Source organism: Streptomyces sp. NPDC003720, from assembly GCF_042875075.1.
Classification (GTDB): domain Bacteria; phylum Actinomycetota; class Actinomycetes; order Streptomycetales; family Streptomycetaceae; genus Streptomyces.
Map to the genome: position 1 here is coordinate 46,950 of NZ_JBIANZ010000010.1, position 20,486 is coordinate 67,435.

At 73.5% G+C, this 20,486-nt stretch carries 19 protein-coding genes; 11 read left to right on the forward strand and 8 right to left on the reverse strand.

Annotated features, from left to right (window positions below; all coding sequences use genetic code 11):
- The first annotated feature begins 80 nt into the window (after positions 1–80).
- Positions 81–1,271, forward strand: coding sequence for an acyl-CoA dehydrogenase family protein (locus tag ACFYU0_RS26460; RefSeq protein WP_351671005.1), 1,191 nt, complete (start codon positions 81–83; stop codon positions 1,269–1,271).
- A 37-nt stretch (positions 1,272–1,308) separates the two neighbouring features.
- On the opposite strand, the gene ACFYU0_RS26465 is transcribed toward ACFYU0_RS26460, so the two are convergent.
- Complete coding sequence (locus ACFYU0_RS26465) at positions 1,309–1,746, reverse strand: cell division protein SepF (protein ID WP_351671008.1); 438 nt, start codon at positions 1,744–1,746, stop codon at positions 1,309–1,311.
- Positions 1,747–2,057: 311 nt separating this feature from the next.
- Here ACFYU0_RS26465 and ACFYU0_RS26470 point away from each other — a divergent pair, with 311 nt between their 5' ends.
- From ACFYU0_RS26470 to ACFYU0_RS26490, 5 genes are all read left to right on the forward strand, one after another.
- Positions 2,058–3,221: a DUF5685 family protein gene (locus tag ACFYU0_RS26470; protein ID WP_389304601.1), complete on the forward strand. Its 1,164-nt coding sequence runs from the start codon at positions 2,058–2,060 to the stop codon at positions 3,219–3,221.
- 443 nt (positions 3,222–3,664) lie between these two features.
- The gene (locus ACFYU0_RS26475) at positions 3,665–4,567 is read left to right on the forward strand and encodes a S1 family peptidase (protein ID WP_351671013.1); all 903 of its coding nucleotides are present in this window, start codon (positions 3,665–3,667) and stop codon (positions 4,565–4,567) included.
- A gap of 393 nt (positions 4,568–4,960) precedes the next feature.
- Positions 4,961–6,043, forward strand: coding sequence for a S1 family peptidase (locus ACFYU0_RS26480; protein ID WP_389304603.1), 1,083 nt, complete (start codon positions 4,961–4,963; stop codon positions 6,041–6,043).
- 217 nt (positions 6,044–6,260) lie between these two features.
- Positions 6,261–9,776, forward strand: coding sequence for a DNA polymerase III subunit alpha (locus ACFYU0_RS26485; RefSeq protein ID WP_389304605.1), 3,516 nt, complete (start codon positions 6,261–6,263; stop codon positions 9,774–9,776).
- On the forward strand, positions 9,773–10,747 hold the full coding sequence (locus ACFYU0_RS26490) for a hypothetical protein (protein WP_351671019.1): 975 nt from the start codon (positions 9,773–9,775) through the stop codon (positions 10,745–10,747). Before ACFYU0_RS26485 ends, ACFYU0_RS26490 begins: the two co-directional genes overlap by 4 nt.
- A 17-nt stretch (positions 10,748–10,764) precedes the next feature.
- Here the strand turns inward: ACFYU0_RS26490 and ACFYU0_RS26495 are convergent, their stop codons facing one another.
- Positions 10,765–11,139, reverse strand: a complete 375-nt coding sequence (locus ACFYU0_RS26495; RefSeq protein WP_351671174.1) for a cupin domain-containing protein — start codon at positions 11,137–11,139, stop codon at positions 10,765–10,767.
- 84 nt (positions 11,140–11,223) lie between these two features.
- On the opposite strand from ACFYU0_RS26495, the gene ACFYU0_RS26500 reads away from it, so the two are divergent.
- Positions 11,224–11,670: a MarR family winged helix-turn-helix transcriptional regulator gene (locus tag ACFYU0_RS26500; RefSeq protein WP_351671022.1), complete on the forward strand. Its 447-nt coding sequence runs from the start codon at positions 11,224–11,226 to the stop codon at positions 11,668–11,670.
- A gap of 174 nt (positions 11,671–11,844) precedes the next feature.
- Positions 11,845–12,705, forward strand: coding sequence for a lipase family alpha/beta hydrolase (locus ACFYU0_RS26505; protein WP_389304607.1), 861 nt, complete (start codon positions 11,845–11,847; stop codon positions 12,703–12,705).
- 59 nt (positions 12,706–12,764) lie between these two features.
- On the opposite strand, the gene ACFYU0_RS26510 is transcribed toward ACFYU0_RS26505, so the two are convergent.
- Positions 12,765–13,754: a lytic polysaccharide monooxygenase gene (locus ACFYU0_RS26510; RefSeq protein ID WP_389304609.1), complete on the reverse strand. Its 990-nt coding sequence runs from the start codon at positions 13,752–13,754 to the stop codon at positions 12,765–12,767.
- A gap of 265 nt (positions 13,755–14,019) precedes the next feature.
- Between ACFYU0_RS26510 and proP the strand changes: the two genes are divergently transcribed.
- Positions 14,020–15,513 carry a glycine betaine/L-proline transporter ProP gene (gene proP / locus ACFYU0_RS26515; protein WP_389304611.1) on the forward strand — a complete coding sequence of 498 codons (1,494 nt, stop codon included), beginning with the start codon at positions 14,020–14,022 and terminating at the stop codon, positions 15,511–15,513.
- Positions 15,514–15,550: 37 nt separating this feature from the next.
- Here proP and ACFYU0_RS26520 read toward each other — a convergent pair whose 3' ends face one another.
- Positions 15,551–15,685, reverse strand: coding sequence for a hypothetical protein (locus ACFYU0_RS26520; RefSeq protein WP_351671032.1), 135 nt, complete (start codon positions 15,683–15,685; stop codon positions 15,551–15,553).
- 113 nt (positions 15,686–15,798) lie between these two features.
- Here ACFYU0_RS26520 and ACFYU0_RS26525 point away from each other — a divergent pair, with 113 nt between their 5' ends.
- Positions 15,799–16,419 carry a class I SAM-dependent methyltransferase gene (locus tag ACFYU0_RS26525; protein ID WP_389304612.1) on the forward strand — a complete coding sequence of 207 codons (621 nt, stop codon included), beginning with the start codon at positions 15,799–15,801 and terminating at the stop codon, positions 16,417–16,419.
- A gap of 29 nt (positions 16,420–16,448) precedes the next feature.
- Here ACFYU0_RS26525 and ACFYU0_RS26530 read toward each other — a convergent pair whose 3' ends face one another.
- The gene (locus ACFYU0_RS26530; protein WP_351671036.1) at positions 16,449–16,949 is read right to left on the reverse strand and encodes a DUF402 domain-containing protein; all 501 of its coding nucleotides are present in this window, start codon (positions 16,947–16,949) and stop codon (positions 16,449–16,451) included.
- On the reverse strand, positions 16,930–17,859 hold the full coding sequence (locus ACFYU0_RS26535) for a GNAT family N-acetyltransferase (RefSeq protein ID WP_351671039.1): 930 nt from the start codon (positions 17,857–17,859) through the stop codon (positions 16,930–16,932). The genes ACFYU0_RS26530 and ACFYU0_RS26535 overlap by 20 nt, the downstream gene beginning before the upstream one ends.
- A gap of 71 nt (positions 17,860–17,930) precedes the next feature.
- On the opposite strand from ACFYU0_RS26535, the gene ACFYU0_RS26540 reads away from it, so the two are divergent.
- Positions 17,931–18,302: a GntR family transcriptional regulator gene (locus tag ACFYU0_RS26540; protein WP_351671042.1), complete on the forward strand. Its 372-nt coding sequence runs from the start codon at positions 17,931–17,933 to the stop codon at positions 18,300–18,302.
- 63 nt (positions 18,303–18,365) lie between these two features.
- Here ACFYU0_RS26540 and ACFYU0_RS26545 read toward each other — a convergent pair whose 3' ends face one another.
- A complete protein-coding gene (locus ACFYU0_RS26545) occupies positions 18,366–19,136 on the reverse strand; it encodes a DUF72 domain-containing protein (protein ID WP_351671045.1) in 771 nt (256 codons plus the stop codon).
- 55 nt (positions 19,137–19,191) lie between these two features.
- Positions 19,192–20,286: a DUF5925 domain-containing protein gene (locus ACFYU0_RS26550; RefSeq protein ID WP_389304615.1), complete on the reverse strand. Its 1,095-nt coding sequence runs from the start codon at positions 20,284–20,286 to the stop codon at positions 19,192–19,194.
- Between the last annotated feature and the right edge of the window lie 200 nt (positions 20,287–20,486).

The window sequence follows — 20,486 nt, forward strand, 5'->3', positions numbered from 1 at the left end:
CACTGCACCGTAACGTCGCCCGAGAGACGTAACTAGCGCTGCTAGTTTTTGGTGAGTTCCAGTGTTCCGGAGGGTGTCCCATGTCCGCGTCCGCGAAGCTGCCCCCGTTCGACGCCGCCGACCCGCTCGGGATCGACGACCTGCTCGACCCCGAGGACCTGGCGATCCGGGACACCGTCCGCGGCTGGGCGGCCGACCGGGTGCTGCCGTACGTCGCCGACTGGTACGAGAAGGGCGAGCTGCCCGGCATCCGGGAGCTCGCCCGGGAGCTGGGCGGCATCGGCGCGCTCGGCATGTCCCTGACCGGTTACGGGTGCGCCGGCGCCACGGCGGTGCAGTACGGGCTCGCCTGTCTGGAGCTGGAGGCGGCCGACTCGGGCATCCGCTCCCTGGTCTCCGTGCAGGGCTCCCTCGCGATGTACGCGATCCACCGGTTCGGCAGCGAGGAGCAGAAGCGCGAGTGGCTGCCGCGGATGGCCGCCGGCGAGGTGATCGGCTGCTTCGGGCTCACCGAGCCCGACCACGGCTCCGACCCCGCCTCCATGCGCACCCACGCCAAGCGCGACGGCGACGACTGGGTGCTCAACGGCCGCAAGATGTGGATCACCAACGGCTCGGTGGCCGGGGTGGCCGTCGTCTGGGCGCAGACCGAGGACGGCATCCGCGGGTTCGTCGTGCCGACCGACCGCCCGGGCTTCTCGGCGCCGGAGATCAAGCACAAGTGGTCCCTGCGCGCCTCCGTCACCAGCGAGCTCGTCCTGGACGACGTACGGCTGCCCGCCGACGCGGTGCTGCCGGAGGTCACCGGCCTGCGCGGGCCGCTCGGCTGCCTCTCGCACGCCCGCTACGGCATCGTCTGGGGCGCGATGGGCGCCGCGCGCAGCAGTTTCGAGGCGGCCGTGGAGTACGCGAAGACCCGGGAGCAGTTCGGGCGGCCCATCGGCGGCTTCCAGCTCACCCAGGCCAAGCTCGCCGACATGGCGGTGGAACTGCACAAGGGGATCCTGCTCGCCCACCATCTGGGGCGGCGGATGGACGCCGGCCGCCTGCGTCCCGAGCAGGTCAGCTTCGGCAAGCTCAACAACGTCCGCGAGGCCATCGAGATCTGCCGTACGGCGCGGACGATCCTCGGCGCCAACGGGATCTCCCTGGAATACCCCGTCATGCGGCACGCGACCAACCTCGAGTCGGTGCTCACCTACGAGGGCACCGTCGAGATGCACCAGCTCGTGCTGGGCAAGGCGCTCACCGGGCTCGACGCCTTCCGGTGAGCTCCCGGAGGGGGCGGGGCCGGTGAGCGGCCCCGCCTCAGCTCTGGTTGAAGAATCCGTCCTCGCGGCGGGCCGCCGGCTCACCGCTGACGATCTCGGTGTTCGACGGCGTCAGCAGGAACACCCGGGTCGCGACCCGCTCGATCGTGCCCCGCAGGCCGAAGGTCAGCCCGGCCGCGAAGTCGACCACGCGCTTGGCGTCGGAGGGCTCCATCGCCGTGAGGTTCATGATGACCGGGACGCCGTCCCGGAACAGTTCACCGATGGCGCGGGCGTCCCGGAAGCTGTCCGGGGTGACCGTGCCGATCCGGCGGCCCTTCTCCTCGGCCGTGTCCGTGGCCACCTTCACCCGGGGGTCCGTGACCCAGGCGTCCGCGGACTCGGTGCCCTCGGAGTAGTCGTCGTCGTAGTAACGCTCGTCATCGTTGTCGTCGACGAGGCCGAGCCACGCACTCGCCTTGCGTACCGATCCCATGGACGCCTCCTCTCACAGCTGTCTTCTTGCTTTCGGCATCCCTATGGTCATCCATGATGCGGACGGTGCGCCAAGTGGATAGACGCCGCGCGGGGGGTTTGTGACGGTACTGGTGCACAGCGGATACGTCGAGAGCCCGTGTACCCCAAGGGTCATGACTCATACGGCTGCTGACTGTGAGTGAAATATGATTGTCGTTGGCGTATGGGTGATGCACGGAGCGTATGGGTGAACGGCATACCTGATACGAGCCGACAGTCGGCCGATACGATGCCCCGGCTCGCGTTCACGGCACATCACGGGGGATCGGCGTGTTCGGAATCGTACGGCCGTGCAGTCACCGGCTGGGGGAGGGCCTGAGGGCCCAGTGGATGGCGCACCTGTGCGGGCTGTGTCTCGCCCTGCGCCGTGACCACGGACAGTTCGCCCGCGTCGTGACCAACTACGACGGCCTGCTGATATCCGTCCTGACGGAGGCTCAGGCCGGTCCGGTCGAGGGGTCCCGGCGCACCGCCGGGCCGTGCGCGCTGCGCGGCATGCGGACGGCGTCCGTCGCCCAGGGCGAGGGCGCCCGGCTCGCCGCGGCCGTCTCGCTGGTCCTCGCCTCCGCCAAGGTGCGCGACCACGTCGCCGACCGGGACGGGCTGCTGGCCCGCAGGCCGGTCGCCCTCGCGGCGCGCCGGGTCGCGGCGGGCTGGGGCAGGGCCGGGGCGCACAGCGGCGCCGCCGTCGGGTTCGACACCGGCGTCCTCGTCGACGCCGTCGACCGGCAGACCGGTATCGAGGCCCTCGCGGGGCTCGGCACACCGCTGCTGACCGTCACCGAGCCGACCGAGACGGCGACCGCGGCCGCCTTCGCGCACACCGCCGTGCTGGCCGGCCGGCCGGGCAACGCAGAGACGCTGGCCGAGGCCGGCCGCCTCTTCGGCCGGCTCGCGCACCTGCTGGACGCCGTGGAGGATCAGGAGGCGGACGCGCGCTCGGGCGCCTGGAACCCGCTCACCGCCACCGGCACCCCGCTCACCGAGGCCCGCCGGCTCGCCGACGACGCCCTGCACGGCATCCGGCTGGCGCTGCGCGAGGCGGAGTTCACCGACGGCAAACTGGTCCACCTGCTGCTCGCGCACGAGCTGGGCCGCTCGGTGGACCGGGCGTTCGGCGACCACGCGTGCGGGCACGCGCCCGAGGCCTCCTTCGGGCCGCCCCCGGGGCACCAAGCGCCGCCGGCGCCGGGCAATCCGTACGGCGCCCCCTTCGGCGGCGAGCCGCCGCGCCCGGACAAGCGGGGCTTCTGGGCCGGGTGCGCGGCCGCCCTGGGGGTGTGCTGCACCTGCAAGGTGTGCTGCGCCGACGAGTACGAGGGCCCCTGGTCCCGGAAGAAGCGCGAGGGCTGGTGCGGAAACTGCGACTGCTCGTGCTGCGAGGCCTGCCAGTGCTGCGAATGCTGCGAGTGCTGTTCCTGCTGCGACTGCTAGGGGACCATCCGGAGGGGTGAATTCCGGCCATGCCCGGGACGAGGGCGGCCGAGGGCGGGGCCGGGGCCGCCGCCGTCACCGGGGCCTGCGGCCCGGTCGTGGCCGAGAGGAGGCCGGCGCACGCCCGTGCGGCCCCGTCCGCGCCGGTGAACCCGCCATCGCCCTGGCCGGAACGGGCGGGTGGAGCCGTCCGCCGGTCCCTGCGCGGCGTGCGCCGGCCACTCCGGCCCTGAGCAGGTGTCAAGAGGGCGGCGCGCATAGGTGGTTCAAAGCTTGACGGCCGAAAGGCACCCTTGTGCCGACCGGCCGTTCGGCCGAATACTCCCCCTCAGCGCTTGTCAGGAACATGAGCGATGTTCGGTACCCCGAACGAGTTCCCGACTGCGCCTCACCGGGCCCCGACCCCACGCGGGCCCTCGACTTCCCCTGGGAGGGAATGCAACGTGAGGATCAAGCGCACCACTCCCCGCAGCGGCACCGCAAGACGGACCCGGCTGACCGCCGTGGCGACCGGCTTCCTGGCCGCGGCAGCGTTCGCCGCCCCCACCGCGAACGCCAGCGACGCCCACACGTTCAGCGCCAACCAGCTCACCAGGGCGAGCGACTCCGTCCTCCAGGCCGACGTCCCCGGCACGGCCTGGGCGGTGGACGCCAAGACCAACCGCGTCGTCGTCACCGTCGACAGCACGGTGTCCCAGGCCGAGATCGCCAAGATCAAGCGGCAGGCCGGCGGCAACGCTGGCGCGCTCGTCGTCAAGCACACGGCCGGCAAGTTCAACAAGCTGATCTCCGGCGGCGACGCGATCTACGCGAGCAGCTGGCGCTGCTCCCTGGGCTTCAACGTCCAGGACTCCAGCGGGAACTACTACTTCCTGACCGCCGGTCACTGCACCGACGGCGCGGGCACCTGGTGGTCGAACTCCTCGCACTCGACGACGCTCGGCACCACGGCCGGCTCCAGCTTCCCCGGCAACGACTACGGCATCGTGCGCTACACCAACAGCTCGGTGACCAAGTCCGGCGCCGTGGGCAGCCAGGACATCACCAGCGCCGCGACGCCCTCGGTCGGCACGACCGTCTACCGCCGCGGATCCACCACCGGCACCCACAGCGGCCGGGTCACCGCGCTGAACGCCACGGTCAACTACGGCGGCGGCGACGTCGTCTACGGCCTGATCCAGACCACCGTCTGCGCCGAACCCGGCGACTCCGGCGGCCCGCTGTACGGCGGCAGCACGGCGTACGGCCTGACCTCGGGCGGCAGCGGCAACTGCACCTCCGGCGGCACGACCTTCTTCCAGCCGGTCACCGAGGCGCTGAGCGCCTATGGAGTCCACGTCTACTAGGACGGATCCCGACGGGACCGCCTCCCGTGTCCCCGCGGCCGGACGCGGCCGTGACGGCGACGTGACGGCACCGGGCCCCCGCACGCTCCACGCGTGCGGGGGCTTTCGTGCGCCCGCCTCCGGGTCCCGATGCGGAGGATCGAATTCCGGCCAGCGGCGACGGTCACTGTCCGCAGAGCCGTTGCTCGCACCGGGTGTTTGCAGTGCGAATTCCCGGGGGTGGCCGTGAACTCCCGGGCGGGACGGGGGCGTACGCGTCCTCCGCACGCGCGTCCTGAAGTCGACCTTGTGTGCTCCCTGTGCGGTTCGGAAGAGTGGGCGCCCGTCAACCAGCCTTCCGGCCCGTGCGGTCCCCACAACCCGCGGAGCCGATCCCCCACAGGAGGACGTGAGTTGAAGCACCGACGCATACCCGGGCGGCGGATCGCCGTGGCCGGCGCGGGAGTCGCCGCACTGGTCGCAGCGGGGTTCACCTTCCAGAGTGCGAACGCCAGCGAGCCCGCCGAGTCCGCCCCGCAGGCGCGGACCCTGTCCGCACCGGCGGCCGGAAAGCTCTCTTCGGCGCTCGTGCGGGACCTCGGGTCCGGCGCGGCCGGCAGCTACTACGACGCCCGGGCCAAGAGCCTCGTCGTCAACGTGCTGGACGCCGCGGCCGCCAGGACCGTCGAGGCGGCCGGCGCCAAGGCCAGAGTCGTCGCCAACTCGCTCGCCGAACTCGACGGCGCGCGTTCGACGCTGAAGCGGGACGCGACCATCCCGGGCACCTCCTGGGCGACCGACCCGGTGACCAACAAGGTCGTCGTCACCGCCGACGCGACGGTCTCCGGCGCCGAGTGGAGCAGGCTGGGCAAGGTCGTCGACGGGCTCGGCGGCAAGGCCGAGCTGAAGCGGTCCAAGGGGCGGTACGAGCCCTTCGTCGCCGGCGGCGACGCGATCAGCGGCTCCGGCGGGCGCTGCTCGCTCGGCTTCAACGTGGTCAAGGGCGGGCAGCCGTACTTCCTGACCGCGGGCCACTGCACCGAGGCCATCTCGAGCTGGTCCGACTCCTCGGGCGGCGTCATCGGCCAGAACGAGCAGTCCAGCTTCCCCGGCAACGACTTCGGTCTGGTCAAGTACACGGCCCAGGTCGACCACCCGAGCGAGGTCGACCTGTACAACGGCTCCGCCCAGCCGATCACCGGCGCGGCCGAGGCCACCGTCGGCATGAAGGTCACCCGCAGCGGTTCGACCACCCAGGTCCACGACGGCACGGTCACCGGTCTGAACGCCACCGTCAACTACTCCGAGGGCACGGTCAGCGGTCTGATCCAGACCGACGTGTGCGCCGAGCCCGGGGACAGCGGCGGCTCGCTGTTCTCCGGCGACAAGGCCGTCGGCCTGACCTCCGGCGGCAGCGGCGACTGCACCTCCGGCGGGGAGACCTTCTTCCAGCCGGTCACCGAGGCGCTGTCCGCCACGGGCTCGCAGATCGGCTGACCCGCACCACGCCCGCCTGCCGAAGTCCCGCCCCCGCGCGCGAGGGCGGGACTTCGTGCTGCCAGGGCCCGGATGTTCGACCGGGGCGGCGTTTGCGCAGGTGGGAGGGGGTCCCCGCGATGTCGCACACTTGTTCGAGAATGGGGGTATGGTGGATGACGGAGTAGGGAACTGATGTTCGAGAGCCGTTCGGGACTCACGAGTGCGGGAGGTGCGTGTGCCGGGTTTCGCGCATCTGCGCACCGTCTCCGGGTTCTCCCTGAGGTACGGCGCATCCCACCCGGAGCGGCTGGCCGGGCGCGCCGGGGAGCGGGGCATGGACGCCCTGGCCCTCACCGACCGCGACACCCTCGCCGGGACGGTCCGCTTCGCCAAGGCGTGCGCCCGGGAGGGGGTCCGCCCGCTGTTCGGCGTGAACCTGGCGGTGGCCGGACCGGAGGCCGCCCGGCGCGAGAGGCGCCGCACCCCGGTGCGGGGCGGCGCCTTCATCGACGAGTCGACCCCCCGGGTGACCTTCCTCGCCCGGGACGGCGCCCGCGGCTGGGCCGACCTGTGCGGGATCGTCACGGCGGCGCACGAGGGCGAGGGGACGCCGCTGCTCCCCTGGTCCGGCAACCACGGCGACGGCCTGACCGTGCTGCTCGGGCCGGAGTCGGACGTGGGCCGCGCGCTCGCCGCCGGGCGCCCCGACCGGGCCGCGAGGCTGCTCGCCCCCTGGCGCGAGGTCTACGGTGACGCGCTGCGGCTGGAGGCCGTCTGGCACGGCCGCGCGGGCACCGGCCCCGGCTCCCTGCGGCTGGCCGCCCGTACCGTCGGCTTCGCCGCCGAGCAGCGGGTCCGGCCGGTACTCAGCAACGCCGTCCGCTACGCCGACCCCGGCCAGGGGCCGGTCGCCGACGTGCTGGACGCCGCCCGCCGGCTGGTGCCGATCGACCCCCGCAAGGAGCTGGACTCGGGCGAGGCCTGGCTGAAGGACGCGCAGGCCATGCTGGCGGTCGCCGAGCGGGTGGTGGAGGCGGCCGGCTACCGGCGCGACACCGCCCGCCGGCTGCTGGAGCAGACCGGGGCCACGGCCGCCGAGTGCCTGGTCGACCCCGAGGACGACCTCGGCATCGGCACCGTCCACTTCCCCGAGGCGCACCTCGTGGGCGCGGGCCGCCGCACCGCCCAGCGGGCGCTCGCCTCGCGGGCGGCGGCCGGGATGGTGCGGCTCGGTCACGGCGGCCGGCGCGAGTACTGGGAGCGGATGCACCGCGAGCTGGACATCATCGCCCACCACGGATTCGCCTCCTACTTCCTCACCGTCGCCCAAGTGGTCGACGACGTAAGGGAGATGGGGATCCGGGTGGCCGCCCGGGGTTCCGGCGCCGGCTCCCTCGTCAACCACCTCATCGGCATCGCGCACGCCGACCCGGTCGAGCACGGGTTGCTGATGGAGCGCTTCCTGTCCAAGGAACGGGTGGTCCTGCCGGACATCGACATCGACGTGGAGTCCGCGCGCCGGCTGGAGGTCTACCGGGCGATCATCGGCCGGTTCGGCACCGAGCGGGTCGCGACCGTCTCCATGCCCGAGACCTACCGGGTGCGGCACGCCATCCGGGACGTGGGCGCCGCGCTGTCCATGGACCCGGCCGAGATCGACCGGGTGGCCAAGTCCTTCCCGCACATCCGGGCCCGGGACGCCCGCGCGGCACTGGAGGAACTGCCCGAGCTGAAGGAGCTGGCGGGGGAGAAGGAGAAGTACGGCAGGCTCTGGGAGCTGGTCGAGGGCCTCGACGCGCTGCCGCGCGGGGTCGCCATGCACCCGTGCGGGGTGCTCCTGTCCGACGCCTCCCTGCTCGCCCGTACGCCGGTGGTGCCGACCAGCGGCGAGGGGCTGCCGATGTCGCAGTTCGACAAGGAGGACGTGGAGGACCTCGGGCTGCTCAAGCTGGACGTGCTGGGCGTGCGGATGCAGTCGGCGATGGCGCACGCGGTCGCGGAGGTGGAGCGGGCCGCGGGGGAGCGGATCGACCTGGACGCGGTGGCGCCGGGCGACCCGGCGACGTACGGGCTCATCCGGTCAACCGAGACGCTGGGCTGCTTCCAGATCGAGTCGCCGGGCCAGCGGGACCTGGTGGGCCGCCTGCAGCCGAGCACCTTCCACGACCTGGTGGTCGACATATCCCTCTTCCGGCCGGGGCCGGTCGCCGCCGACATGGTGCGGCCGTTCATCGAGGCGCGGCACGGGCGGGCGCCCGTGCGCTACCCGCACCCGGACCTGGAGGCGGCGCTGAAGGACACGTACGGGGTCGTCGTCTTCCACGAGCAGGTCATCGACATCGTCTCCGTCCTGACCGGCTGCGGGCGCGGCGAGGCGGACCGGGTGCGGCGCGGGCTGTCCGACCCGGAGTCGCAGGGGCGGATCAAGGTGTGGTTCGCGCAGGCCGCGGCGGCGAACGGATACGACGCGGAGACGATCCGGCGGACCTGGGAGATCGTCGAGGCCTTCGGCTCCTACGGCTTCTGCAAGGCCCACGCCGTCGCCTTCGCCGTGCCGACCTACCAGTCGGCGTGGCTGAAGGCGCACCACCCGGCCGCCTTCTACGCCGGGCTGCTCACGCACGACCCCGGGATGTACCCCAAGCGGCTGCTGCTGGCGGACGCCCGGCGGCGCGGGGTGCCGGTCCTGCCGCTGGACGTGAACGTGTCCGGGGTCGCACACAGGATCGAACTGGTGTCTGAATCAGGGGTGTGGGGACTGCGGCTCGCGCTCAGCGACGTGCACGGCATCAGCGAGGCCGAGGCGGAGCGGATCGCGGCCGGGCAGCCGTACGCCTCCCTGCTGGACTTCTGGGAGCGGGCCCGCCCGAGCCGCCCGCTCGCCCAGCGGCTGGCCCAGGTGGGCGCGCTGGACGCGTTCGGCGCCAACCGCCGTGACCTGCAACTGCACCTGACCGAGCTGCACCGGGGCGCCCGGGGCGGCGGCGGGGGCCAGCTCCCCCTCGCCGGGGGCCGCAAGACCGCCTCGGCCGGCCTGCCCGACCTGACCCCGGAGGAGCGGCTCAGCGCCGAGCTGGGCGTGCTGTCCATGGACGCCTCGCGCAATCTGATGGACGACCACCGGGAGTTCCTCGAGGAACTGGGCGTGGTGTCCGCGCGCCGGCTGCGCGATGCGAGGCACGGGGAGACGGTGCTGGTCGCGGGCGCCAAGGCGGCCACCCAGACGCCGCCCATCCGGTCCGGCAAGCGGGTCATCTTCTCCACGCTGGACGACGGCACGGGCCTGGTCGACCTCGCCTTCTTCGACGACTCCCACGACGCCTGCGCGCACACCGTCTTCCACTCCTGGCTGCTGCTGGTGCGCGGTGTGGTGCAGCGGCGCGGCCCGCGCAGCCTCAGCGTGGTGGGCTCGGCCGCCTGGAACCTCGCCGAACTGCTGGAGGTGCGCCGCGCGGAGGGCCTCGACGGGGTCGCGGCCCGGCTCGCCGGTCCGCCCGGCCCCGCCCCGCCCGGCCCCGCCCCGGACGGTCCCGCGCCGCGGGACGGCGACGGTCCGTCCCGGGCCCACGTCGCCGGTTCGGACGGGCTGCCCCGGCCGGCCGGTTCGGCGGCCCGCGACCCGATGGAGGGCCGGACGATCCGCATGCCCACGGGGTACGAGATGCACCCCTGGGCCGATCTGCGCCCCGCGGGCGAAGGGCCCGCGGTGGGAAGGAAGTTGTGGCACCAGAGTCCGGGGAGTGCGGGATGACCATCCTCTGCGTACGTTTCCATCTGCCGCCGATGCACGAGGCGGCCCTGCCCGGCCTGATCGGGCTGCTGGAGGAGTTCACCCCGGTCGTGGAGGCGCTGCCGCCGGACGGGGCGCTGGCCGATCTCCGGGGCGCCGAACGGTACTTCGGGCGCGGCGCGGTGGAACTGGCCTCGGTGATCCGGGTCCGCGCCCTCGCGCTGCACGGCGTCGACTGCGTGATCGGCGCCGGACCGGGCCCGATGCTGGCCCGTATGGCGCTGCGCGACGCCCGCCCCGGGGTGACCCGCGCCGTCCCCGACGAGCCGGACGCCATCGCGGAGTTCCTCGCCGGCCGGCCCGTGGCCGCGCTGCCCGGCGTGGGCCCGGCGACCGCCCGCACCCTGTGCGAGTACGGCCTGGACACGCTCGGCCGGGTGGCCGGCGCGCCCCTGTCCACGCTCCAGCGGCTGATCGGCGCGAAGGCGGGCCGCGAGCTGCGCGAGCGGGCGAACGGCGTCGACCGCGGCCGGGTCGTGCCGAACGCGGTCTCCCGCTCCCTCGCCGCCGAACGCCCCTTCGACCTTGACGAGCTGGACCCCGGCCGGCACCGCGGGGCGCTGCTGTCGGCCGCCGAGGAGATCGGGGCCCGGCTGCGCGCGGTGGAGAAGGTCTGCCGCACCCTGACCCTCACCGTGCGCTACGCCGACCGCACCTCGACCACCCGCAGCCGCACCCTGGCGGAACCGACCGCGCACTCGGCGGCCCTGACGAGGGCGGCCTACGGCATGTACGAGGCGCTCGGCCTGCAGCGCGCCCGGGTCCGGGCTCTCGTCCTGCGCGCCGAGGGTCTGACCCCCGCCGACCAGGCCGCCCACCAGCTCACCTTCGACCCGGTGGACGAGAAGGTCCGCCGCATCGAGGAGGTCGCGGACCGCGCCCGGGCGAAGTTCGGCCCTCGGGCGGTGATGCCGGGGACGCTGGCCGCCTGAGTCCCCGGCGCGGAGGCTCAGTTGGCCCACGGCGGAGTGATGACCGTGCCGTCGGCCAGCCGGGCCGTGAGGCCCACCGAGGTGGTGACCCACGAGAGCGCGGTGTGGTCGGTGGGGTTCTCCACGGCCAGGGTCGCACCGGCGCCGACGATCACCGTGTCGCCGGCGCGGACGCGCTCGGTGTCGCCGTCGAGGGTGATCAGCAGTTCGCCGACGAGCAGGTGGAAGATCTCCTCCCGGTCGACGGTGTGGGCCGGCGCCCTGGTCCCGGCGGGGATCTCGCCCCGCCACGCGCACAGCTCCCTGCTCCCGGTGAGCGGGGTGGCGTACGAGACGAAGCGGGCGCCGTGGATCTCATGGGTCACGGCCTCGGCCGCGCGGACTACGGGCATGGTGGTCTCCGTCCAAGTGGTCAAGTGGCTTGACTATATGGTCAAGCTGCTTGACCTTTTCGTCAAGGGTGTTTCAATGCCTGCGTGCAGAACTCCGAAGCCATGGCCCTGTCCGCAGCCCTGCTCGCCGCCGCGGGCGACCTCGTCCAGCGCATCCACGACGGGGTCGGGGCCCGCGGCTTCACGGACGTCCGGCCCGCCCACGGCTTCGCCTTCGCGCGGCTCGCGCCGGACGGCGCCACCGTCACCGAACTCGCCGCGCACCTCGGGGTGACCAAGCAGGCCGCGAGCCAGCTCGTGGAGGAGATCGTGCGCAAGGGGTACGCCGAGCGGCGCCCGCATCCCGCGGACGCGCGGGCCCGGCTCGTCGTGCTCACCGGGCGCGGCCGGGAGTGCACGCGGGCCGCGGAGGCGGCGGCCGCCGAGGTGGTGGGGGCGTGGGCGGAGCTGCTGGGCGAGGGCGAGGCCGCCGCGCTGCGTGAGCGCCTGCTGCGGATCGCGCCCCGCGGCCCCGTACGGCCCGCCTGGTGACGGTCCGTCAACACCCCGGCGAGCGCGCGGTTATCACTGGAAGTTTTTACTGACGCGTAACTTCACACGTCCACTACTCGCCCGTAACTTGACGAGTGAACAGCATCCTCGTGATCCGGATCACAGGGACAGGTCGTCCGCCGCACCTCCCTTGAGCCGCAAGGAGATCACACGATGCTGCCCTGGAAGCGAGTGCTCAGACCCCTCGCCGCGCTGCTCCTCACCGCCGCCGTCGCCATCGTCCCCGCCGCCACCGCGCACGCCGCCACCGCCCCCAGCTCGGGCTGGAACGACTACTCCTGCAAGCCCTCCGCCGCCCATCCCCGCCCGGTCGTCCTGGTCCACGGCACCCTCGGCAACTCCGTCGACAACTGGCTCTCCCTCGCCCCGTACCTGAAGCACCGCGGGTACTGCGTCTTCTCCCTCGACTACGGCCGGCTGCCCGGCGTCCCCCTCTTCCACGGCCTCGGCCCCATCGACGAGTCGGCCGAGCAGCTCGCCGCCTACGTCGACGAGGTGCTCGGCGCCACCGGCGCCGCCAAGGCCGACCTCGTCGGCCACTCCCAGGGCGGCATGATGCCCCGCTACTACCTCAAGTTCCTCGGCGGCGCCGCCAAGGTGAACGCCCTCGTCGGCCTCGCCCCCGACAACCACGGCACCGACCTGAGCGGACTGACCAACCTGCTGCCCTACTTCCCGGGCGCCGCGGACCTGATCAAGTCCAACACTCCCGGCCTCGCCGACCAGATCGCCGGCTCCGCCTTCCTCACCAAGCTCAACGCGGGCGGCGACACCGTCCCCGGAGTGCGGTACACCGTCATCGCCACCAAGTACGACGAGGTGGCGACCCCCTGGCGCAACCAGTACCTGAGCGGCCCGGACGTCCGCAACGTCCTGCTCCAGGACCTGTGCCCGCTCGACCTCTCCGAGCACGTGGCGATCGCCCTGTTCGACCGGATCGCCTTCCACGAGGTGGCCAACGCCCTCGACCCGGCCCACGCCACCGCCACCACCTGCGCGTCGGTCTTCGACTGACGCACCGCCGGGGCCCGTCCGGCCTGAGCCGCCGGACGGGCCCCGGAGTCCCGCACGGCTCAGCGGCCCGGCCGGCCGCCCGCCGCGCGCCGCCGCACCGAGAGGAACAGCGCCGCCGAACCCAGCGCCAGCGCCGCCGCCCCGCCGATCGCGGCGTACGAGGTGCCGGTGGAGGCGCCCGTCTCCGCCAGGTTCCGCGCCCCGCCGGCGGCCTCCGGCCGGCCCGCCCCGGCCGCCGCCGCGACCGGCCGCGCGGACGTGCCCGCCTCGTCGTCCCCGTGCCCGCGGTGCTCGACCGTCGACCTGCCGGAACCCGCCTCGATCTGCTCGTCGGAGGGCGCGGAGGCGCTCGGCGCCGGGGTGGAGCCGCCGCCGGCGGCGCTGTCCCCGGCGGCATCGCCGCCGGCGGTGGTACCGGCGCCGCTGCCGAAGTCCACGTCGGAGCAGGAGTAGAAGGCCTCCGGACTGTCCGAGCGCTGCCAGACCGCGTACAGGAGCTGTCTGCCGGTGCGCTCGGGAAGGGCGCCGGTGAAGGTGTAGAAACCGCCCGAGGCGACCGGGTCGGTGGCCGTCGCGACCGGGTGCCCCAGGTCCAGCTCCGACCAGGCGAGCGGCTTGGACGGGTCGTAGCCCGGCCTGGTCGCGTACACCGTGAAGGTGCCCTTGTGCGGGGCGGTCACCCGGTACCTGAAGGTGTACGCCCCGCTGTGCACGCTCGTCGCCGGCCAGTCGGAGCGGGCCAGGTCCAGTCCCTTGAACTCCTCGTTCCCGGCGCTGCACAGCTCGCCGTCGGCGATCAGCTCCCGGTGGCGCCCGGCGGCGTCGCCGATCCGGACGCCGTTCCAGTCGTACAGCGCCTGGGTGCCGCCCGCCGCCACGGCCGCCCCGCACGCCGCCGACCGCGGGCTCTCCGGGCCCTCGGCGTAGCACTGGGCGACCCGGCTGACCGGGCCGCCCATCGAGCCGTGCGCGGACGCGGGCACCGCGGCGAGCGCGGTCGTGCCGAGAGCGGCGACGGTGACGGCGACGGCCTTGCGGCGTGCGGGCATGGGGGAACTCCTCGGAACGGTCCTCTGGGGCGGGTCGGATCCCGTGGGGAGTCTTGAAGCTAGCCCCGGGAAGCCCTTCGATCAGCCGCCGGGAGCGCTTCCGGGAGATCCTTATGGCGGCGTTAAGGGAGCGCTGAGCCTGGGCTCAGGCAGCCGTACGGGCAGGTGACGCGGGGCGACCGGACGGATGCGCGGCGAAGCGGCCCGTTTGAGCGCGGGAGATCGGTGCAGGCGCAGGGGGTACGACGGCGAAAGGAACGTGTTCATGGCGGCGACCGACGACGAGCCCGTGGACCACGCAGCGGTCAGGCGTCACCGGACCCTGTTCCGCGCGATCGAGCGACGACGCCACCCGAAGCTGCGCCGCAGCGACATCACCGTGACCGACGAGGCGGCGGTCAAGCGCGCCACCAAGGCGGCCGCGCTCGGCAACGCGATGGAGTGGTACGACTTCGGCATCTACAGCTACCTCGCCTCCACCATCGGCCAGGTCTTCTTCCCCTCCGCCAGCGGCACCGCCCAGCTGCTCAGCACGTTCGCCACCTTCGCGGTCGCCTTCCTCGTGCGTCCGATCGGCGGCATGGTCTTCGGACCGCTCGGCGACAAGCTCGGCCGCAAGCGCATCCTCGCCGCGACCATGATCATGATGGCGGTGGGGACGTTCGCCATCGGCCTCATCCCCTCGCACGACGCCATCGGCCTGTGGGCCCCGGCCCTGCTGATCCTGTTCCGGCTGGTGCAGGGGTTCTCGACCGGCGGCGAGTACGGGGGCGCGTCGACCTTCATCGCCGAGTACGCGCCCGACAAGCGGCGCGGCTACTTCGGCAGCTTCCTGGAGTTCGGCACGCTCGCCGGGTACGTCGGGGCCTCCGGCCTCGTTGTCGTCCTCAGCAGCTTCCTCAGCGACGACCAGATGCTGCACTGGGGCTGGCGCGTCCCCTTCCTGGTCGCGGCCCCGCTCGGCCTCATCGGCCTGTACCTGCGGCTCAAGCTGGACGAGACGCCGGCGTTCCAGAAACTGGAGGGCGGCCAGGTCAAGGCGACCGAGGCCGCGGACGCGGTGGAGACCTCCGCCGCCGGAGACCTCGGCAGGATCTTCACCCGCCACTGGCGGCCGCTGCTGCTGTGCCTCGCGCTCGTCGCGGCGTACAACATCACCGACTACATGCTGCTGTCGTACATGCCGACGTACCTGTCCGACGAACTCGGCTACGGGACCAACCACGGGCTGCTGATCCTGCTGGTGGTCATGGTGCTGCAGATGTGCGTCATCAACCAGGTCGGACGGCTCTCGGACCGCTTCGGACGCAAGCCGCTGCTGATGACGGGCATGCTCGGGTTCCTCTTCCTGTCCGTGCCGTCCTTCCTGCTCATCCGGCAGGGCAGCGTCGTCCTCATCGCCCTGGGCCTGGTTCTGATGGGCCTCTCCCTGGTGGCGATGCTCGGCACGATGTCGGCGGCGCTCCCGGCGATCTTCCCCACCCACGTCCGCTACGGCTCCCTCGCGGTCGCCTACAACCTGTCGACGTCGCTGTTCGGCGGCACGACCCCGCTGGTGATCACCGCGCTGATCGGCGCCTTCGGCACCAACCTCATGCCGGCCTACTACGCCACGGCGGCCTCCGTCGTGGGCGTCGTCGCCGTCCTGTGCATGAAGGAGACGGCCAACGAACCGCTCGCCGGCTCTCCGCCCTCCGTCGAGACCGAGGAGGAGGCCGCCGAGCTCGTCCAGGTCCAGTTCGCCGACCCCAGGTTCTGAGACCCCGGCGGCCCGCTCACCGGCGGACGCGGGCCGTCTACCCGTCGGGCCACCAGGTGCGTGCGACGTCCTTGCGCACCTCGGGACGCCCCGCCGGGCGCTCTTCCGCCTCTTCACGGAGCCGGCGGCTGTCCGTCCTCTTCAGCGGCTTCTGCACGGTCACACGGCGCATGGCTGCCTCCTCACAGGGCCCACCGAGTTCCGTGTTGCCACGGAGATAGGCGCTTTTGGGGAGAATTGCTCATCGATGCCGGATTGTCAGTGGCGGATGTCACGCTACGGGCCATGACGAACGACAGCGGACAGCGGGCCGCGGCCGACGCCGAGGTGGACTGGGACGCGCAGGCCGCGTCCTTCGACGACGAGCCGGACCACGGCCTGCGCGCCCCGGAGGTCCGGGCCGCCTGGGCGGCCCGGCTGCGCGACTGGCTGCCGGCACGGCCCGCCGACGTCCTCGACCTCGGCTGCGGCACCGGCAGCCTGTCGCTCCTCGCCGCCGAGCAGGGACACCGCGTGACCGGGGTGGACGGCTCCCCGGCCATGGTCGCGCTGGCACGCGCCAAGCTCGCCGGGCGCGACGCGGCGGTCCTCCTCGGGGACGCGACGTCACCGCCGGTGGGCGAGGAGCGGTACGACGTGGTCCTGGTCCGGCACGTGCTGTGGTCCCTGCCCGACCCCGCGCGCGTCCTGCGCCACTGGCGCGCCCTGCTGCGGCCCGGGGGCCGGTTCGTGCTGGTCGAGGGCGTCTGGGGGACCCTGAGCCCGGTGGGCATACCCGCCGCCCGGCTGGTGTCCCTGCTGGAGCCGGTCACCCTCGACGCCCGGGTGGAGCGGCTGTCCGGCGACCCGGCGCTGTGGGGCGGGGCCGTGGACGACGAGCGGTACGCGGTGCTGGCGACCGTGTAGCGGCGGGCGGGCCCGCGGGGCCTGCGGGCTCAGGGCAGCAGGCCGTCGAAGCCGCCCTCGCGGGCCAGCGCCTCCAGCTCGTCCAGCGCGGCCGCGGCGGCGGCCGCCGCCGCCGGGTCCCGCTCCGCCAGCCCGCTCTCGGCGAACTCGTCCTCGTCCAGCCGCCGTACGTCCCGGCCGTCGGCCGAGCGCCACAGGTCCAGGTCCAGGTCCTCGACGACGAGTTCGGCGCCGGACCGGGTGGCCGGCCGGGTGATGTCGCAGTACCAGCCCTTCAGGGTGCCGTCCGCGGCCCGGACCTCCTTCACCGAGTACCACCGGTCCAGCCAGTAGTGCTCGGTGAAGACGTCGCCCGGTTCGAAGCGCACGAACCCGAAGTCGCGCACGCCGTCGCCCGCCCACGCCGCCCGCACCGAGACGCGGGCGCCGTCCTCGTGCAGCAGCTCCGCCGGGTAGCGGATCTTCGTACGGCCGCCCTTGACCAGGACGACCTCCACCCGGCCGGCCGGCTCAGCCGGCGGTGCGGACATAGCGCACCTCCGTCGCGCAGATCTCGTACCCGAGCCACCTGTTGATCGCGATCATCGGGTCGTTCCCGGCGTCGTTGCCCGTGAAGGCCTCGGTGACGCCGGCGGCCCGGGCCCGGTGCAGAGAGTGGATCTTGGCGAGCTTGGCCAGGCCGCGGCCGCGGTGGCTGCGCAGGGTGCCGGTCATCGAGGTGGTGTAGCGGCCGGCGCCGTCGGTGTACGCCGCGGTGAAGGCGACCGGCCGGCCGTCGACGACCGCGGCGGTGGTCAGCTCGCGGTCCAGCAGCGGGTGCCGCCAGTTCTGCTCGAGCCAGGCGTCGTAGTCCGTCAACTCGACGGGCACCATGCCCGGTTCGTCGGTCACCGTCGCCGCGTCCAGCTCGAACAGCGGGCGCGGGTCGTCCGCGAAGTCCGCGGCCGAGCGCAGCTCGACGCCCGGCGGGGTCTCCAGGAGCGGCGGCAGGGCGCCGTTCGCCAGGTCGAGGCGGAGGAAGTGGGCCGGGCGCCCGGAGGTGAAGCCGTGCCGCTCGGCGAAGGCGCGGTTGGCGGGCTCGTCGAGGACCCAGGTGTACAGCTTGGTCGCCCCGACGGCGTCCAGGTGCTCCTCGGCCGCGCGGACGAGCAGCCGGCCGGCTCCCCGGCCGGTCCGGTCGGGCCGGACGTAGACGTTGAGGAAGCCCTGGCCCGGCTCCGGGCTCTCGTGCGCCAGGGACACCCCGGCCACGCCGATGACCTCGCCGTCCTCGACGGCGACCAGCGAGCGGAAGTGGGCGTCGGGATGGCTGTTCGTGATGAGGTGGCGGACCGACTCCGGGGTGAACAGCATGTAGGGCAGCGTGAGTTGGCGGACCCGGGCGTATTCCGCCGTCTCGTCCGGGACGTCGAGGCGCAGATCGCGCACGATCACTGTCATGGGGAGGCACCGTACGGGCCGGGGCGCCGGGGGTGCCTCCCATTTTCCGCCGGGTGCGGGACAATCGGCCTGTGAGCCTGAAGATCCACATCGACGACAGCGCGCCGCCGTACGAGCAGGTACGGGCGCAGATCTCCGAGCAGGCACGGTCCGGGGCCCTGCCGGTGGGCTACCGGCTGCCGACCGTGCGGGGGCTGGCCGAGTCGCTCGGGCTCGCGGTGAACACGGTGGCCAAGGCGTACCGGGCGCTGGAGAGCGACGGGGTGATCGAGACGCGGGGCCGCAACGGCACGGTCGTCGCGGCCGCCGGCCCGGCCGCCGTGCGCGAGGCCGCGTCGGCCGCCCAGGCCTACGCGGAGCGGGCGCACCGGCTCGGCCTGGGGGAGGAGGACGCCCTGGCCGCCGTACGGGACGCCCTGCGGGCGGCCTACGAGGACCGGTGACCTGACCACTCGCAGACCGCGTCCGCGTCGGCGGGCGTGCCCGCCGGGCCCTCGACGGCCGCGTCAGCGCGCCCGGGCCGGTTCCGGTGTCCGGGTCACGGCGAGGCCCGCCCGGCGCGCCGCCCCCGCGAACGTCACCGCGTCCCTGACCGCCGCGCCCCCGGGGTCGTTGTTGAAGTAGGCGAACACGTCCTCGCCCTCGGGCCAGGTCGTCGCGATCCGGTCCACCCAGGTCTCCAGGGACCGCCTGCCGTAGCGCGGCCACGGCTGGGCGCGCCCCTGGTGGAAGCGGACGTAGCCCCAGCCGGCGGTGCGCCACAGCGGGGTGACCGGGCGGGCCAGCACGTCCGCCCAGCACAGGGCGGCGCCCCGGGACGACAGCACCTCGCGCACCTCGGCCGTCCACCAGGAGTCGTGCCGAGGCTCGACGGCGACCCGGGTGCCCGGCGGGAAGCAGGCCAGGCAGGCGTCCAGCAGGGCGGGGTCCGCGCGCAGGGTCGGCGGTAGCTGGAGGAGGACCGGGCCCAGCCGGTCGCCCAGGCCCGCCGCGTGGGTCATCAGCCGGTGCACCGGCTCCTCGGGCTCCCGCAGGCGCTTGATGTGGGTCAGATAGCGGCTGGCCTTGACCGCGACCACGAAGTCCGGCGGCACCCGCACCCGCCAGGCGGCGAAGTTGTCGTAGGAGGGCAGCCGGTAGAAGGCGTTGTTGATCTCCACGGTCCGGAACCGGCGCGTGTACTCCTCCAGCCACAGCCGGGTCGGGACCCCCGCCGGGTAGACGACGTCCCGCCAGTCCTTGTACTGCCATCCCGAGGTGCCGACGAACACGGTCATACGGCCATGAAAGCATCCGGAGCCGCCGCCCTCAGGTCCGCGCAGGGGCCGCCGGTCACAGGTACAGCCCGGCGTCCGCCCCCTCCCGCGCCCCCGGCACCGACGTCGGCGCCGTGCCCCGGCGCAGCGCGTACAGCTCGGCCAGGGTCGCGCCCTCCCGGCCGACGCCCTCCTCGGCGCCGAGCCAGCCGACCGCCTCGGCGCGGGTCAGCGGGCCCACCTCGATCCGGGCCAGACAGCGGCCGGGCCGCACGACGGCCGGATGCAGCCGCTCCAGGTCCTCGTTGGTGGTGACGCCGACCAGGACGTTGCGGCCCTGGCCGAGCAGGCCGTCGGTGAGGTTGAGCAGCCGGGACAGGGCCTGCCCCGCGGTGTGCCGGGCCTCGCCCCGGATCAGCTCGTCGCAGTCCTCGAGCAGGAGCAGCCGCCAGCGGCCCTTGCCCGCCGCGTCCTCCTCGCCGATCGCGATGTCCATCAGGTAGCCGACGTCGGAGAAGAGGCGCTCCGGGTCGAGCACGCAGTCCACCTGGCACCAGTCGCGCCAGGAACGGGCGAGCGTGCGCAGCGCGGAGGTCTTGCCGGTGCCGGGCGGCCCGTGCAGCAGGAGCAGACGGCCGGCGATGTCCTCCGGGGTCGTCTTCATCAGGCGGTCCATCGCGTCCGCGACGGGCGCGGTGTAGTTGGGCCGGATCTCGTCCCAGGCGCCCGCCGAGATCTGCCGGGTGGTGCGGTGCGGGCCGCGGCGCGGGGAGACGTACCAGAAGCCCATGGTCACGTTCTCCGGCTGGGGCTCCGGCTCGTCGGCCGCGCCGTCCGTCGCCCGGTCCAGGACCGTCTTCGCCAGTTCGGCGCTGGTCGCGGTCACCGTGACGTCCGCGCCCCGGTTCCAGCGGGACACCAGCAGGGTCCAGCCGTCGCCCTCGGCGAGGGTGGCGCTGCGGTCGTCGTCGCGGGCGGCCCGCAGCACCCGGGCGCCGTCCGGCAGCAGGGTCGCGCCGGAGCGCACGCGGTCGATGTTCACCGCGTGCGAGTACGGCTGCTCGCCCGTCGCGAAGCGGCCGAGGAACAGCGCGTCGACGACGTCGGACGGCGAGTCGGAGTCGTCGACGTGGAGCCGGATCGGCAGAGCGTCGTGTGGGTTCGCAGACATGCCGCCATGATCCGGCACCGATGCCCGCTGCGCACGGCATTTCCACCCCTTGTCCGGGTGTTCCCACCGCTGCCTGACGCCCCGTCGGGCGCAGGGGCGGCGCGGCGCGCAAGACGCCGTGCGGTGAGCGTCTCGGGGCGATTGCGTCGAGATGTCGTGAGAAGTCGTTGAGCGCCGAAAAGTTTTTGGCATGGACACTT